Genomic DNA, 15,301 nt, shown 5'->3' with positions numbered 1-15,301 from the left:
TTGTTAAAAAAGTTGAGTAAAAACCGTTATGTCTTTAATAATCCCAGTTATTCCATAGAGTAATTTGATTTAAATGAAGAAAGGAAATCCAAGTAAGGTGACTAGTAATTCAAGAACGGAGTTTATTAAACTTGAATTTCTTTTTTCTTTGTCTTTTTCAAATAAACTCTCCACGATATTGCCCATTCTTCCGGATTGTCCAGGTAATCTTCTTCATTCATTTTATGGATAACACTGTTGTATGGGGCATTCTTAACTGTTTCCGGTTCTTCGTATGCCTCTTTTGATATTTGTGTTAATGCCGCAATATACTCATCAAGATCTTCTTTTGAATAAGATTCTGTTGGTTCAAGTGTAAATGGCTGCGGTACAATATAAGGATGATGACTTGTCCAATAGTGAAGACCAAAATCTGTCATCCTTCGCTGAACATCTTCTGTCGTGACACCAGTTTCTTCAGTCATTCTTTCCCAACTGTAGCGAACCTGTTCAAATCTATTACCAATCGCATAAGGGGCTGCGGCACCCTTAATCTTTAGGATTTTATGGTAAAGATAATTACTATTTAAGACAGCTGTTTCGGCCACTTGTTTCAAACCTTCAGAACCTAAACTACGTATCCATGCATACGCTCTTATCATTGTCTGCGGCACGCCATGAAACGATCTGACTTTACCGATACTGTTATCCATGTGATTTTCCAGGAAGTATTTTTCTTCGTTATAACCTACAATTGGCCCTGGTAAGTATTTCTTCAATTCCTCTATAACTCCTAAGGCTCCAGTTGCTGGCCCTCCACACATATGTGGAGCAGCAAAAGTCTTATGCAGGTTAAAGAAACACATGTCAAAACCGGCTTCTTTGGCTCTTGTTATACCTAATAAGCCATTCGCATTCGCTTGATCGTAGTAACAAATTCCGCCTGCTTCATGAACAACATCCGTAAATTCTTTAACCCTTGGATTGAAAAGACCGGTATCCTCCGGGTTTGCAACTACAAACCCAGCTGTCCTCTCTGATACCACCTCTCGCAAGTCTTCTAATTTGGGATAACCATCATCGTCAGGTTGAAGTGTAATAATTTTATAACCTTTAACAATTGCCGTTGCTGATTGACCGGGGTGCGAGAACATCGTTGTTATAATTTCATCTCTTTGTTCTGCCTCACCATTCGATTCGTGTATTGCACGAACAATGGATGCCATTGTAAACAATGCCTGTGTTCCTCCACTCGGCTGGAAAGTAAAATAGTCCATTCCTGATATTTCTCTCATTGCCAAGTCTAGTTTATGAATTAAACTCAATACTCCCTGCACTGTACTTTCATCTTGAAGTGGATGTAGTTCGGTCAGTTTTGGATTCCGAATTAAAAATTCATTAATCTTTGGGATATATTTCATCGTACACGTGCCCTGACCAATTTCTATATTTATGTCTGAACCAAGTGTTTGCTGTGATAGACGCAAATAATGCCGCAGCACCCTTGCTTGTGAAATTTCAGGTAGTTTCGGTGGTTTCTGTCTCACCATTTTTGAAGGAATATTTGATACACCGTCACCGACTACTTTTTTTACTTCATCCTCTGCTTCTGGAATCAATACACCTCTTTCACCAGGCTGATGTAGCTCGAATATAATCGGTTCATCCCATTTTGCTTGATGGAAATTTCGTAATTTGTAATTCCTGTTAATCGGTTTCATTTATTCCCCGCCCTTTCAAGTTCGTATATTATTCAATAACTTCCTGGATAGTTTTCACTAGCTTGTCAATATCATTTTTCGAATGGACTTCTGTAACACAATACAGCGCACTTTGTCCAAGTTCCGGGAAAGATTCAGATAAATCCATACCCGGAAAGATTCCCTTCTTAAGCAGTTGTTGATGAATCACTTCTACTGTTTTTCCAGTCCCGTTAAAATCAATCACAAATTCCTTGAAGTTTTGTGAATTAAAGCGGGAAGATGTAACCCCTTTCAAATTGGACAATTTTTTTTGTGCGTACTGTGAGTTTTGTAAAATTATTTGTCCTAATTCATACATTCCATTCGGACCCAAGATTGACAAATACACCCCTGCAGTAATTCCCCATAAAGCCGTTTGAGTACCTACTGATTCTTTTCCGTTGATTCTGTCATAAAGAGATGTTCTTTCAAAAGTAATATCTCCAAACCCATATTCCCCCTCTACTTCCGTTGGAACAATTCCAAATAAACGCGAAGGATACTCCTGGACAAATTTTTCTTCATCTCGTGTTGCTATGAACCCAGCCTGTCCGCCACCATAGTTCATATGCATACCAAGAGGCTGTAAATCACCGCAAACAATGTCTGCTCCATATTGACTCGGTGCCTCCAAAACACCTAGGGAACTCGGGTCAACACCAATAATACTAAGCGCCCCTGATTGGTGCGAAAGTTTTGAAATCTCATCGCCTTTTTCCTCAATAAAACCAAGAAATGAAGGGTTTTCAAAATAAACCGCTGCTGTATTGAAAGAGATTTTTCCCTTTAAATCCTGCATGTCTATTTGCCCCGATTGTGGTTCATAATCTACTAATTCACATGAAATATCCGGAGAGCAATAATTTTTAATAATTTTCAATTTATCTGGATCGATTGTTCTTGGTAATAAAACTTCATTTCGCCCGGTAATTCGACAAGCCATTCGCAATGAAGTTGCGGCTGCTTGGGCCCAATCAAATGTTGGTACGTTCACAACTTCCATATCGACCAACTCTGCAACTAAACTCTGATATTCAAAAAGCGCTTGAATTCTTCCATGATCCTCATAAGGTTCTCCTGCGTAAGCAGTTAAGAGTTCAGATCTTTGGTTAATTTCATCACATACAGCTGGTACAAAATGTTGCCAACATCCGGCTCCCATGAAGTTGATATTTTCTCTACAGTTTTTATTTAAATTAAGTGATGTTTCAATTTCTCTACGTAACTCTAGTTCTGTTAGTGCGGACGGAATATTCATTTCATCTTTTAACTTTAATCCCTGAGGAATCCCTTCAAAAAGCTCATCGATGTTTTTAACCCCTATTTCGTCGAGCATCTCCCTTTGAACTTCCGGAACTGTATTTGGAATATAAGGGTGAGACACGGTTTCTTCCCTAGTCATGATTTTACTCCTCCTTTAAATACTTTAATTATTTATGCTAAACCTCCACCGTCTACGGGTAAAATTGCACCTGTAATCCAAGTAGATAAACCTCCGGCTAAAAATAAAACAGCATTTGCAATATCCTCAGGAGTACCTAGCCTCTCCAATGGTCTACCTTTCGCAGATGAAGTTAAAAATGAATTTTCATCAAGATTAAGTTGTTTCGCTTCATCTTTTAATAATGCTGTTTCAGTGTCCCCCGGACAAACACAATTAACCCTAATATTCTGCTCCCCATGATCAATTGCCATTGCACGGGTTAGGTTAACCACCCCAGCTTTGGCAGCACAATAAGAAACTGCATTGTCTCCGCCCTTAATCCCCCATCCGGATCCTGTATTAATGATACTTCCACCACCGCCTTTTGCCATGACAGGTATTACATATTTTGACAGCAGATAAACACCTTTTAAAGAAACATTAATAACATGATCCCAATCTTCTTCCTCAAGTTTGACTACATTACGTCTACGAATAACTCCTGCATTATTAAAAAGAACATCAATACGACCAAATTCCGAATTAATTTTAGAGATTACCCTTTTACAATCTTCTGATGATGTAACATCGCATTTGATAAAACTTGCCTTTCCACCTTTTTCATTGATATTAGCAGCACCTGTCCTCCCTAAGGATTCATTGATATCCAGCATCAACACATATGATCCAAAATCAGCTAATCGTTCCGCAGTTGCCAAACCAATACCTGAAGCTGCCCCCGTTACAACTGAAACTTGTTCTTTTAAATTTAAAGGTTCTTGATAGTTATTCATATTTTCCTCCTCTATTTTATTAATTAATTTAATTAATTTATGATTAGACTGTAATGTATTTTGTGTGTATTGTCAACATAATATTTCAAATTTTTTTCATATTCTATATCAAATTACTTGAAAAAATACTTTCACATACTGATATGATAGCTAATTACAATATATTTCTTCGTTATAAAAGTCATTTTTATTCCGGAAATTTACATATAACCACTAAGTAGGGTATACTATTGTTAATTAAATAAATTTATCAAATAATGAAAGGTGGTAAACACATGTCAAATAAAGCTGTTACAGGAAGCTTTCAACTTATGAAATCACTTAACCGCTCCGCAATCTTAAATAAAATCCGTAAAGACGGACCTATTTCACGTGCAGATATTGCTAAACAGACAAAACTTACTCCCCCTACTGTTAGCAAGGTTGTAAAAGATCTATTACATTCTGAAATTATAATTGAAAAAAAACAGGAAGAATCCCATGTTGGAAGAAGACCAACTATGTTAACCGTAAATGCGAAAAGTTTTCACATAATTGGGCTTGATGTCGGCCCGAAAAAACTTCATGTTGTATTATCAGATTTGAATGCAAACCTGATTGAAAAATATCAAACAATACTTCCAAAAGGAATTACCAACAACGGATTGTTGAAATTAATGAAGAAAAGCATCCAGCATGTTATTTCCAAAAATCAAGTTGATAAGCAAAAATTAATTGGAATTGGTGTTGGTATGCATGGGGTGGTTGATGTAGAAAGAGGCTGTTCATTATTTGCACCAACATTGCAACTCAGTGATATTCCAATAAAAAGTTATCTAGAAGAAGAATTCGAACTTCTTGTAAAGGTTGAAAACGATGCACGCGCAATGGCTCTTGGGGAAGCATGGTTTGGAGATGGAAAAGGTGTAAATTCGACTATTGCTGTTAACGTTGGCCTTGGAATTGATGCAGGAATTATTATAAATGGGGAATTATTTCATGGGGAACATTTTGTAGGTGGGGAAATCGGTCACATGACCATAGATATTGACGGACCACGATGCAGTTGCGGTAATTATGGGTGCTTACAGACATTTTCCACTGGACCTGCAATTGTTTCAAATGTAAGACATGAAATTGCTATGGGGAGCACGAGTATTCTTAGTCAATGGGTTGACAATGATCTTGAACTGATAGATGGAAAATTGATTCATGAGGCTGCTAAAAAAGGAGACACTTTGAGTATCGAGGCCTTTGCGCAAGCTGGTAGATATTTGGGTATAGGATTAACCAATTTAATTCACACACTGAACCCAAGTAGAATCATCATTGGGGGAGGTGTTTCAAAAGCAGGAAATTATTTGATGGACAGTGTGAAGCAAACCATTCAACATCGCGTGTTGGAACATTCGGCAAAACAAACAGAAATATTAGTTTCAAAGTTAGGTGACTATGTAACTGCAATTGGTGCTATTTCTCTGCTGCTTGTTGAGATTTTTCCACCGGAACGTCACGATAAAACTTCCATGGTTCTGTAACGCCCAAGTATAGTTAAATTTTGATTTCGTCCGTTTATGTAGGGAAAGGGGTATTCATTTCTCTTTCTTTTACATTAAGGGATTTAAACACTCCAACTACACAATTTTCAACCGTTATTAAAAGTATATGACGTAAATAAAATTCTACACGCTAAACATCCCATCCTGCTGACTAGACAACATTCCCCTGATAGCGTATCGTCCAAAAATGCGCCGACATCCCGCTTATTCCACTGAAACTAATTAGTTAACCCGTATTAAGTAAGATTATTATTTATTTGCAATTAATATTTATGGTAAGTTGGATGTTGCAAATATAACAACCTCTTCAAAAACACTTGCATGATAGAATATTCGTTTTCAGTCATAAAAATAGTGTATTAAACAACATTAAAACAAAATGCTGGAATGCGTTCAAACACGCATTCCAGCATTACGTATATCTTAAACTATTCATTAAGCATTTTGTTTATTTGAACCGCTTTCTTCTGTTTGCTTCTTTGCCAAACGCAATTCAAATTGAGAATTTCTTTCTTCATCTTCCAAAAGTTCTTCCCTATTCTGGTTAACCAGCTGTTCAAAATTTAAAATTTTCGGTCGCATGTTATGCACTCCCTTCAATCTTACTACCTCTAGTATAACCTCAAAGTTGTCAGAATAAACCTTTGTTTTTTGAACATTTTGTTAAAGTTTTATGTTTTACCGAATAATGAACGGATTTAATCCTTTATACAAATCTTACTAATAATTTTAATATTGTTGCGCATAGAGGGATTGGAGCGTTTTTTTACTTATGGAACCCTTATATAATATTGCGAAAGGGGGATGGACCATGCAAACAACAAATGCGGAACAAATCATTGAAAAAGCACCGTTCAATAAATTTCACGGTATACTTCTCTTCTGGGGCATCATCTTAATGGTTTTTGATGGTTATGATCTGACAGTTTATGGGGCTGTCGTTCCAACCAAAATGGAAGAATGGGGGATATCAGCAGTTGAGGCAGGTGTAATCGGCAGCTATTCTTTGTTTGGCATGATGTTTGGGGCCTTAATCTTCGGCACCATTGCAGATAAGTTAGGCAGAAAAAGAGTCATTATAATCTGTACATTTATTTTCAGTCTGTTTATGCTGCTTACCGGTCTGTCGAACAGTCCTGAATTATTCGGATTTTGCAGATTTATAACGGGTTTAGGCTTAGGTGGGGTTATGCCGAATGTTATTGGTCTTATAAGTGATTACTCTCCTAAAGGAACGCGCAGTCGAATGATTGCAACCATAATGGCTGGTTATTCCATCGGGGGAATTATTGCTGCTGCGCTCAGCATCATGATTATCCCGAATTTAGGATGGCAATCGGTGTTTTTCTTTGGCGCACTTCCATTGTTATTCCTTCCATTATTAGCAAAGTCATTGCCGGATTCGGCCGGATCTCTTATTGCCAGAAACGAATATAAAAAACTGAAAGAGATACTTGTCAGCGTTAATCCATTATACAAACCGAAAGAAAATGAAGAACTTATGGTGAATAGCACGAATGAATCTTCGTCAACGGTCAAATCGTTATTTTCCGAAAGCAGAGCCTTTTCGACAGTCATGTTGTGGGTAACCTACTTTATGTCACTGATCATGATATATGGTTTAACTACATGGCTGCCTAAATTTATGAATGAAGCAGGATATTCACTTGGATCCAGTTTAGGCTTCCTTGTCTCTTTAAATATCGGAGCAACAATTGGTGCCATTTTAATGGGCTGGGTAGCAGATTCGTGGGGCGTGAAAAAGTCACTTATTATGTTCTATCTTATTGCGGCGATTACAATTACGGGATTTGGATTCACTACAAATATGGTCTTCTTATACTTATTAGTAGCAATTGCCGGCGCAACAACTATCGGCTCTCAAAACCTTGCCAATTCGTATGTTTCGCAATATTATCCGGCTTCCATGCGTTCTACAGGATTGGGATGGGCGTTAGGAATCGGGCGTATCGGAGGAATCCTTGGTCCCACAATTGGAGGGATTTTACTGGCTTCATCCCTTTCGCTTCAATTAAGTTTTATCGTATTTGCAATTGCTGGCATTATTGCAGCAGCTGCTGTTTTCTTAACGAACAGACAGCCCAAAACATCAGCCGTTTCGGACTTGCAGAAGGAATCTACATCCTGACTATGTTTTTCGAAATCCTTTAAACCACGGACTACAACGGGGCAGCGCAAGAAAGGAATAGACCTCACCAGGCTGGTGGTTAAGCCGGGTGAGGTCTATTTTATTTGGTCAATGTTACGGCTCTAAGTGATCTATCCAACCATTGCATCATGCATTCATACGTTGAATTATAGACTTCATCTTAGCAGCAGCTTTCTGTGGATTTTCTGCTTTTGTTATTGCACTCCCAACTATAATTGTATCGGGATTTTCTCGGACCACAGCAGAGATTGTATCCATATTAATGCCTCCTGCGACCGCAACTTCAATCTCGTCAAAACCATTTAGCAAAGAAAATAAACTTGTATTAAATGCCCCGTCTGCTTGCATATCTTTTCCTACATGAAGACTTACTAAATTAACACCAAGTTCATCCAGCTCTTTTATTCTATCCCTGGAATGTACTCCTAAAAGATCCACCATTACCCGATTACCTGTTTGACTGGCAGTATGCAGCATGTCTTTGATTGTTGAATCTGCAGAAAAAGCCATCACCGATGTCATATCAGCACCCGCGTTAAATGCCTGCAGTGCTTCATGTTTTCCTGCATCACAGGTTTTCATATCAATGAAAATAGTTTTATCCGGAAACCTTTCCCTTATTTCCCTGACAATGGCCATCCCATACTCTTTAATTACTCCGGTACCAACTTCGATAATATCAATTTCTTTTTCTGTATCTTGTATAATACCAATACACTGATCCCTTGTTATCCGGTCCAACGCAAGCTGCAGTTTCATATAAACATCCTCTCCTCACCTTTCAATCCGCTCTTTTTCCCCTAACTGTTCCTGTACATCCTCATAATATGGCAGTCCTTCATTGTCACCGACTACCTGAACTACCATTGAACCGATTGTATTGGCAAATTCCAACGTTTTATCCAATGCCCAGTTGTGCAATATTCCATATAGTATACCTGCATTAAACCCATCTCCGGCACCAACAGTATCTGCAACCTTTGAAGCCTTGACAGAGGCAGCTTCGACAACTTTTCCATCATGATAACCAACAGCACCATTGGCCCCTTGTTTAACTGCCACGTATGAAATACCTAAGTCTTTTGCTTTTTCAATAATGCGTATAGGATCTTTTTCGCCCATTATGATATCCATTTCCTCCTGTCCGGCAAGCAGAATATCAACATGCGGCAGAAATTCAGACAGTACTTGTTTCGCTTTTTCTTTACTCCACAAACGCAAACGGATATTTGGATCAAAAGAAATTTTTAAACCGTGTTTTTTCGCTAATGTAATTGCCCGTTTCAGTATTTCAACGTTTTTCGCATCAACTGCTGCAAAGACTCCGGTTATATGCAAAATCTTCGCTTGCTGAAAATATCCTTCATCCAAATCGTCTGCTCCCATACTTAACAACGGCGACTTATCCCTGTAATAAAAAGTTCGTCCAGAGCCATCTTCCATGATTTCTTTAAAATTGAGTGAGGTTGGATAACCATGGACAAGTTTTACCTCAGACACGTCAATTCCTTCTCCGCGGACAAACGTTTTAATATATTTTCCAAATTCATCATCTCCCAGCCTGCTGATCCAACCGGCTTTTAGACCTAACCTGGCACAGCCGATTGCCAGATTCAACTCAGCACCACCTATTCTTTTTTCGAATGTATTAACAAATTTCATTGGTCCTGTTGATCCAGGATTAAACGTAATCATTGCTTCCCCGATTGTAATTACATCATTCACGCCAATACCACCAATCATCCTATTTATTAGCTTTTATGATTTCTATTGTTCCGTTTCTTCCAACAATCGCCTCATTTGTCATCCCGATAAATAAACCAGTTTCCACAACCCCTGTTAATGACTTCAATTTTTCATGCAAACCTTTGGGATCTTCAATTCTTTCAAAGTCACAATCCAAAATATAGTTTCCATTATCCGAAACGAAAATACGATTTTCGTCTTTTCGCAGTTTTGGTACAGCGCCATATTCCGCGATATGTTTTTTCGTAACTTCCCAGCCAAATGGTACAACTTCTACTGGCAGCGGGAAACTGCCCAGTTGGTGTACCATTTTTGACTGATCTGCAATAATAATTAGTTTTTTGGCCATTGCATCAACGATTTTCTCACGCACAAGAGATCCCCCGCCGCCTTTCAGCAAATTCAATTGGTCATCTATTTCGTCTGCACCATCAATTGCTATATCGACAGTTGTAGTTTTGGAAAAGTCGGTTAAAGGAATCCCGTACTTCTTAGCCAATGATTCTGTTTTTACGGAAGTGGGTATTCCTTTTATATCGAGTCCATCTTTTACGAATACCCCAAGCTTTTGCAGCATCCAATCAACTGTGGAACCGGAGCCCAAACCAACCGTCATACCATTTTTAATATATTGAGTTGCCGTCTCAGCAGCGAGTTGTTTATCATTGTCGATGACTGCCATCATCATCACCCTTTCAATCAATTAAAACAAATTTGGATTTATTAGTTTCGGTATGGAAAATGCGATATCCGGCAGAAATGCGATAAACAGCAATACAACCAAAATAATTGCTATATATGGAATTACGGCAACAAATGATCTTTCTATTGACATATTTCCAATTTTCGCTGCAAGTAATAAACATAATCCATACGGTGGTGTAATTAGCCCAACCGCCAGTGTAATCACAACAATCAAGCCCAGATGTACGGGATCAATTCCGAATTCCAATGCTGCCGGTAAAATAACAGGGACGAACAGAATCATCGCTGGAATGGCATCCATAAATGTTCCGACAAAAAGGAAGAAACCGATAATAATGACAAGGAATAACCATTTTTGACCAACATTATTCGTAAAGAAGTCCTGCGCAATCGTTCCCAATTGATAATAACTCATCAATTCGCCCAGCGCACTTGCAGCTGCCAGTGCAAATAAAGAAAGTGAGCTTAATGCCAGTGTGTCCATTAATATCTTGGGCAAATCTTTTAGTTTTAATGTTTTGTAGTAAAACATACATACAAGCAGCGTATATAATGATGCTACTGCGGCAGCTTCGGTTGCTGTGAAAAATCCGGAAATAATGCCACCAATAATAATGATTGGTGTAAACAAAGCGGGAATAGCTTGTCCAAATAGCCGGGCAAACTTTTTAACCTCCACCCTTGCTGCTCTCGGGTAATTTCGTTTCAGTGCAACAAAATAAACAAAAATCATCATCCCTAATCCGATTAATATGCCTGGTATAATTCCGCCAAGAAACAATGCACCTATGGAAGCGTTTGTTAGACCGGCAAAGATAATCATCGGTATACTTGGGGGAATGACAACACCGATTGTTGATGATGCCGCTGTAATGCCTACTGAAGTTTCTTTGTCATATCCATTCTTTTGCATGCTTGGAATCAGAATCTTTCCCACTCCTGCTGTGTCAGCCTGTGATGCACCCGAAACCCCTGCAAACATCATAGATACCAATACATTCGCATGTGCCAATCCGCCGCGAATTGGTCCGACTATTGCCAGCGAAAGATTAATTAGCTTCTCGGAAATTTTCCCTGAATTCATTAAATTTGCTGCCAAAATGAATAACGGTACCGCCAGCAGCACAAAAGAATCCAGCCCATTTAACATTTTCATTGGGACAGTTGCCTCAGGAGTATATGGAATATCAAAGATACCAATCAATGCAACGATTGCAATTACAAAGGCAATCGGTACTCCGATAAGCATGAGAACGATGAACAGTCCAATTAATAAGAACCCCATTATTCATGTACCTCCTTTGACCTTAATGCATGGAAATGATCCATCAAATGCGACAGTGAATAAATCACCATTGTTCCAGCCATAATTGGAATGGACACCCATATATACCCCATCTTCAATTCCGGGATGGAAACCCACGTATAATTCCAGAATTCATTTACAACGCGTAATCCCAGAAGAAATATGATAATATTAAAGACTATTAATATGAAATCATTAAAAATAGATAATGAGACTCTTTTTTTATCTTTTAATTTTTTTAACAGAAAGTCAAAATTAAAATGCTCACGGCGATTCACCATTACTGCTGCTCCCATAAATATCGACCAAATAAAAGCATACTTTGCAACTTCTGTCGTCCATATTATTGAAATCCCCAAATGTCTCGTTACAATTTGCAGCATGATTACCAAAAAGAAGATCGATAAGAATACCACTCCGACTGTGATTTGTACCTTTTCAAGGGCTTGTACAAAACGTTTCACCGATTACCCCTCCCAAATTATTTTAATTCTCTTATTCTTTCCAGCATGTCCATAACACCAATTTCTTTCGCAAATTTATCCTGGATTGGTTTCGCTAATTCAATAAACGGTTCCCGGTTGATTTCATTGACTACTGCTCCTTCTTTAATTGCCTGTTTTTTATACTTCACTTCCTGTTTTTGTGTTACCTTCCGCTCCGTCTCAACGGATGCTTTTGCAGCCTTTAAAATAATTTGCTGATGCTCTTCCGAATATTTATCGAACTTTTCACCGTTTATTAACAGAAACCTTGTCGTATAGTCATGCCCCGTCTCCGTAATATATTTGCCGTTAGGTGTCGTATGATGGGCCTGTTGGACAAAGAATGGATACGCGTTTTCTGCTGAGTCAACCACATCCTGCTGTAATGCCTGGTAAAGCTCCCCCCAAGCGACAGATGTCGGAACCGCTCCTGTTTGTTCCCAGAATTCTGCGACCACACCCGATGTCTGGGTACGTATCGTCATACCTTTTAAATCATCAATTGATTTCAATGGTTTCTTTCCATAGAAATGCCTGACCCCTGCTGACCAATAGCCTAATAACTTGAATGAATTATTCGACTCTTCATTCAAAATCCCGGCCATCTTTTCGCCGACTTTTCCATCAACAACTTTTAACCAATGCTCATAGTCTTCAAATAAATAGGGAGTGGAGAAAAATCCAATCTCCTCGATTCCCGTTTGTGTCATAAACCCCGGTGAAGCTACAACCACATCAACCGCTCCCAATTGAAGCTTTTCCACCAGCTCTGATTCTTCCGTACCAAGTGTACCGGCATGAACTTCGACTTCGATTGTGCCATTTGATTCCCTTTCCGCAACCTTTTTAAATTTTAATAATCCCGCTTGATACGGACTATCAGGTGATGTTTGATTATGTGCCGCTATTATTTTTATCTTTCCATCTCCATCAGCATCAACCTGATCCGAGCAAGATGCCAGAATTCCTGCAGCTGCTATCAAAATCAAAATGAAAGCGCATTTAATTTTACGCATAATGATGAACTCCCCTCTCTTTTTGCCAAATGATTCTACCGTTCATCCAGTTTTGCAACAAAGCTTTTCGCTTTAGCTGTTAACTGTTTAAAGTCTTCATTGGTTTCCAGTGCCTTTGCATTCACCAAACTGCTGCCAATGCCAACTGCTTCGGCCCCTTTAGCAAGGTAGTCATTCATATTTTCGATTGTTATGCCTCCAGTTACCATCGCCTTTACATATGGGAGAGGCCCTAATATATTTTTAATGTAATGCGGTCCAAATGTATTGGCAGGAAAAATCTTTACCATTTTTGCTCCATGTTCATATGCAGTCAAAATTTCTGTTGGTGTCATTACACCGGGAATATTCAATACATTGTAACGGTTTGTTAATGCCAGCGTTTTTGTATTTAAGACAGGTGAAACTATAAATTCAGCGCCAGCCATCAACATGTCCTTTGCAGTCTCCGGATCCAAAACCGTACCAGCTCCGATACACATTTCCTTCCCCATCTGTTTTACCGCTGTTTCTATTACACCCCGCACATTTGGGGTCTCTGCGGTAATCTCCACCACGTTTATTCCACCTGAAGATAACGCTTCCAATATAGGTGCAATCGATCGTTTATCCGCACCGCGAATAACGGCCACTACCTTCTGTTCCATTATCAATTCCATTGGTGTCATCCTATCGCCCCCTTTACTATTCCAAGTTTGCATGCTGTTGGACTAAGTTCGGACTGTCATGATGTTTCGGTCGTTGTTTCAAGAGATAAACAGCAATTGCATCCAAAAGCAAGTGTGCAGATTGGTCAAATTGACTTCCCAGCGGTTGAATCGTTTCCGGCTCCGAATCAAGTCGATTTTTAGTCGCGGCCGGTATGCGTAACGTGCAGTCACTAAGCTTGCCGATCGGTGATGCTTCATTCGTTGTAAGTAAGACAGTTCTTGCATCGATTTCCTTTGCTTGCTTCGCGTATTGTTTTAAAGTTGTCGTACTTCCGGATCCTGAAATGATAAGCAGCAGATCATCTGATTGAATACTGGGAGTTATCGACTCCCCAACGACAAATACATGAAATCCCATATGCATGAGCCGTATTGCAAACATTTTTCCAACTGCTCCTGAACGCCCAGTCCCGGTTATAAAAATTCGCTGTGCATGTTGAAGTTCTTTTGCCGCCTGAACTGCTTGATCAGAATCCACATGTCCCAGCACTTCTGTTACCTCTTTAACAACCGATTGTGTAATATTTTTCATGTATACTTCCTCCCTATTTATTAACAAGATTCCCGTGTGATCAGCTTCGGTTCAAACCTGTATATCCCAAAATCCTCCTCATTGCTGTTATCCCTAATTAAACCTAACAATAATTCTGCAGCCTTTTTCCCCATCTGAAATGCCGGCTGTGCAATTGTAGTTAGTGCAGGGTTGTAAATGCTTGCAAACGAAACATCATCAATGCCTATTAATGCGATATCTTTTGGAATATCAAGGTGATGTTTCTTCGTATACGCCAAAACTTCCAATAAAACCCGATCATTCGAGGCCACGATTGCTTCAGGCTGGGTGGTTTTTGTAAACATGTCGTGTATTTTATTACCCAGCTCCGTTAATTCACTGCTTACTAAAAAATTTGGGTTAAATGAAATCCCGTTTTTTTCCAATGCCTGTTTATACCCATCGATTCTTTCTAACCTGGGAGTTACACATGTATTGGCCGGAGGAGAAATCATCGCAATTTTTTTGTACCCTCTCTCTACTAATTGTTCAACTGCAAGTGATGACGCCTTCACGTTATCCGTCATAATGGTTGGAATTTGTACTTCTTTAAGAATTCGATCCATAAATACAACAGGAAATTTGGCATTTAGTAATTTCGCATACAGATCGACATTCCCTCCTGTAGGAAAAGCAATAATCCCATCTACCTGCTTAGCACGTAACATATCGATGTAACGCTTTTCTTTCACTGGATCATCATCTGCATTGCAGACAATAATTTGAAAATCAGATTCGTTGCAATAATCTTCAATAGCCCGAATGACCTGCGTGGAAAATACATGAAGAATATTCGCTACTATGACACCAATTGTCTTTGTGGATTTTTGCTTTAAACTTCTTGCTACTATATTCGGACTGTAACCCAATTCCTCAATTGCTTTTTCGATCTTATTTTTTGTGTCCTTCCCCATATAATCGAAGCGCTTATTTAAAAATTGAGAAACAGTACTTTTTGAAACGCCTGCATATTTTGCTACATCAGCCATTGTGATATTTTTCATCTGCATACTCCTATATTCTTTTAGTAAACCGGTTTAGTAAATCGGTTTAGGGAAAGTATAAAATAAATGAAAACGTTTTACAAGGTTTTTTCACTTTTCATCCATTGTAATTCGCTGGATCCTGTTGTTT

The 15,301-nt window shown here is 38.8% G+C and carries 15 protein-coding genes; 2 read left to right on the top strand and 13 right to left on the bottom strand.

What is annotated here, in order from left to right; genetic code table 11:
• Positions 1 to 125 precede the first annotated feature (125 nt).
• From gcvPB to B1K71_RS06595, 3 genes are read right to left on the bottom strand one after another with little or no spacing between them, the layout of a single operon-like run.
• A complete protein-coding gene (gene gcvPB / locus B1K71_RS06605) occupies positions 126 to 1,700 on the bottom strand; it encodes an aminomethyl-transferring glycine dehydrogenase subunit GcvPB (RefSeq protein ID WP_077325296.1) in 1,575 nt (524 codons plus the stop codon).
• Between the two features lie 28 nt (positions 1,701 to 1,728).
• On the bottom strand, positions 1,729 to 3,123 hold the full coding sequence (gcvPA, locus tag B1K71_RS06600) for an aminomethyl-transferring glycine dehydrogenase subunit GcvPA (RefSeq protein ID WP_077325294.1): 1,395 nt from the start codon (positions 3,121 to 3,123) through the stop codon (positions 1,729 to 1,731).
• Positions 3,124 to 3,155: 32 nt separating this feature from the next.
• Positions 3,156 to 3,938, bottom strand: coding sequence for an SDR family NAD(P)-dependent oxidoreductase (locus tag B1K71_RS06595; RefSeq protein ID WP_077325291.1), 783 nt, complete (start codon positions 3,936 to 3,938; stop codon positions 3,156 to 3,158).
• Positions 3,939 to 4,213: 275 nt separating this feature from the next.
• Here B1K71_RS06595 and B1K71_RS06590 point away from each other — a divergent pair, with 275 nt between their 5' ends.
• Entirely contained in the window at positions 4,214 to 5,455 is a 1,242-nt protein-coding gene (locus tag B1K71_RS06590; RefSeq protein WP_077325289.1) for an ROK family transcriptional regulator, read from the top strand.
• Between the two features lie 456 nt (positions 5,456 to 5,911).
• On the opposite strand, the gene B1K71_RS19630 is transcribed toward B1K71_RS06590, so the two are convergent.
• Positions 5,912 to 6,058 (bottom strand): FbpB family small basic protein, encoded by a 147-nt coding sequence (locus B1K71_RS19630; protein WP_139343309.1) that lies wholly within the window; start codon positions 6,056 to 6,058, stop codon positions 5,912 to 5,914.
• Between the two features lie 229 nt (positions 6,059 to 6,287).
• Here B1K71_RS19630 and B1K71_RS06585 point away from each other — a divergent pair, with 229 nt between their 5' ends.
• Positions 6,288 to 7,625: an MFS transporter gene (locus tag B1K71_RS06585; RefSeq protein ID WP_175631853.1), complete on the top strand. Its 1,338-nt coding sequence runs from the start codon at positions 6,288 to 6,290 to the stop codon at positions 7,623 to 7,625.
• Positions 7,626 to 7,772: 147 nt separating this feature from the next.
• Here B1K71_RS06585 and hxlA read toward each other — a convergent pair whose 3' ends face one another.
• The 9 genes from hxlA to B1K71_RS06540 are packed head-to-tail and all read right to left on the bottom strand — an operon-like array spanning position 7,773 to position 15,171.
• Complete coding sequence (gene hxlA / locus B1K71_RS06580) at positions 7,773 to 8,405, bottom strand: 3-hexulose-6-phosphate synthase (RefSeq protein WP_077325285.1); 633 nt, start codon at positions 8,403 to 8,405, stop codon at positions 7,773 to 7,775.
• A gap of 15 nt (positions 8,406 to 8,420) precedes the next feature.
• Positions 8,421 to 9,371 carry a sugar kinase gene (locus tag B1K71_RS06575; RefSeq protein ID WP_077325283.1) on the bottom strand — a complete coding sequence of 317 codons (951 nt, stop codon included), beginning with the start codon at positions 9,369 to 9,371 and terminating at the stop codon, positions 8,421 to 8,423.
• A 19-nt stretch (positions 9,372 to 9,390) separates the two neighbouring features.
• The gene (gene rpiA / locus B1K71_RS06570) at positions 9,391 to 10,074 is read right to left on the bottom strand and encodes a ribose-5-phosphate isomerase RpiA (protein WP_077325281.1); all 684 of its coding nucleotides are present in this window, start codon (positions 10,072 to 10,074) and stop codon (positions 9,391 to 9,393) included.
• A 21-nt stretch (positions 10,075 to 10,095) separates the two neighbouring features.
• Complete coding sequence (locus B1K71_RS06565) at positions 10,096 to 11,382, bottom strand: TRAP transporter large permease (protein ID WP_077325279.1); 1,287 nt, start codon at positions 11,380 to 11,382, stop codon at positions 10,096 to 10,098.
• Positions 11,382 to 11,867, bottom strand: coding sequence for a TRAP transporter small permease (locus tag B1K71_RS06560; protein WP_077325277.1), 486 nt, complete (start codon positions 11,865 to 11,867; stop codon positions 11,382 to 11,384). The genes B1K71_RS06565 and B1K71_RS06560 overlap by 1 nt, the downstream gene beginning before the upstream one ends.
• 17 nt (positions 11,868 to 11,884) lie before the next feature.
• Complete coding sequence (locus B1K71_RS06555) at positions 11,885 to 12,904, bottom strand: TRAP transporter substrate-binding protein (protein ID WP_077325275.1); 1,020 nt, start codon at positions 12,902 to 12,904, stop codon at positions 11,885 to 11,887.
• Between the two features lie 35 nt (positions 12,905 to 12,939).
• Positions 12,940 to 13,572 carry a bifunctional 4-hydroxy-2-oxoglutarate aldolase/2-dehydro-3-deoxy-phosphogluconate aldolase gene (locus B1K71_RS06550; RefSeq protein ID WP_077325273.1) on the bottom strand — a complete coding sequence of 211 codons (633 nt, stop codon included), beginning with the start codon at positions 13,570 to 13,572 and terminating at the stop codon, positions 12,940 to 12,942.
• Between the two features lie 16 nt (positions 13,573 to 13,588).
• Entirely contained in the window at positions 13,589 to 14,146 is a 558-nt protein-coding gene (gene hxlB, locus B1K71_RS06545; protein WP_077325272.1) for a 6-phospho-3-hexuloisomerase, read from the bottom strand.
• 20 nt (positions 14,147 to 14,166) lie between these two features.
• Positions 14,167 to 15,171: a LacI family DNA-binding transcriptional regulator gene (locus B1K71_RS06540; RefSeq protein WP_077325270.1), complete on the bottom strand. Its 1,005-nt coding sequence runs from the start codon at positions 15,169 to 15,171 to the stop codon at positions 14,167 to 14,169.
• Positions 15,172 to 15,301 lie beyond the last annotated feature (130 nt).

Source organism: Virgibacillus siamensis (genome assembly GCF_900162695.1).
GTDB lineage: Bacteria > Bacillota > Bacilli > Bacillales > Amphibacillaceae > Lentibacillus > Lentibacillus siamensis_A.
Note: the sequence above shows the minus strand (reverse complement) of the source record. Positions and strands in the feature narration are given on the sequence as shown.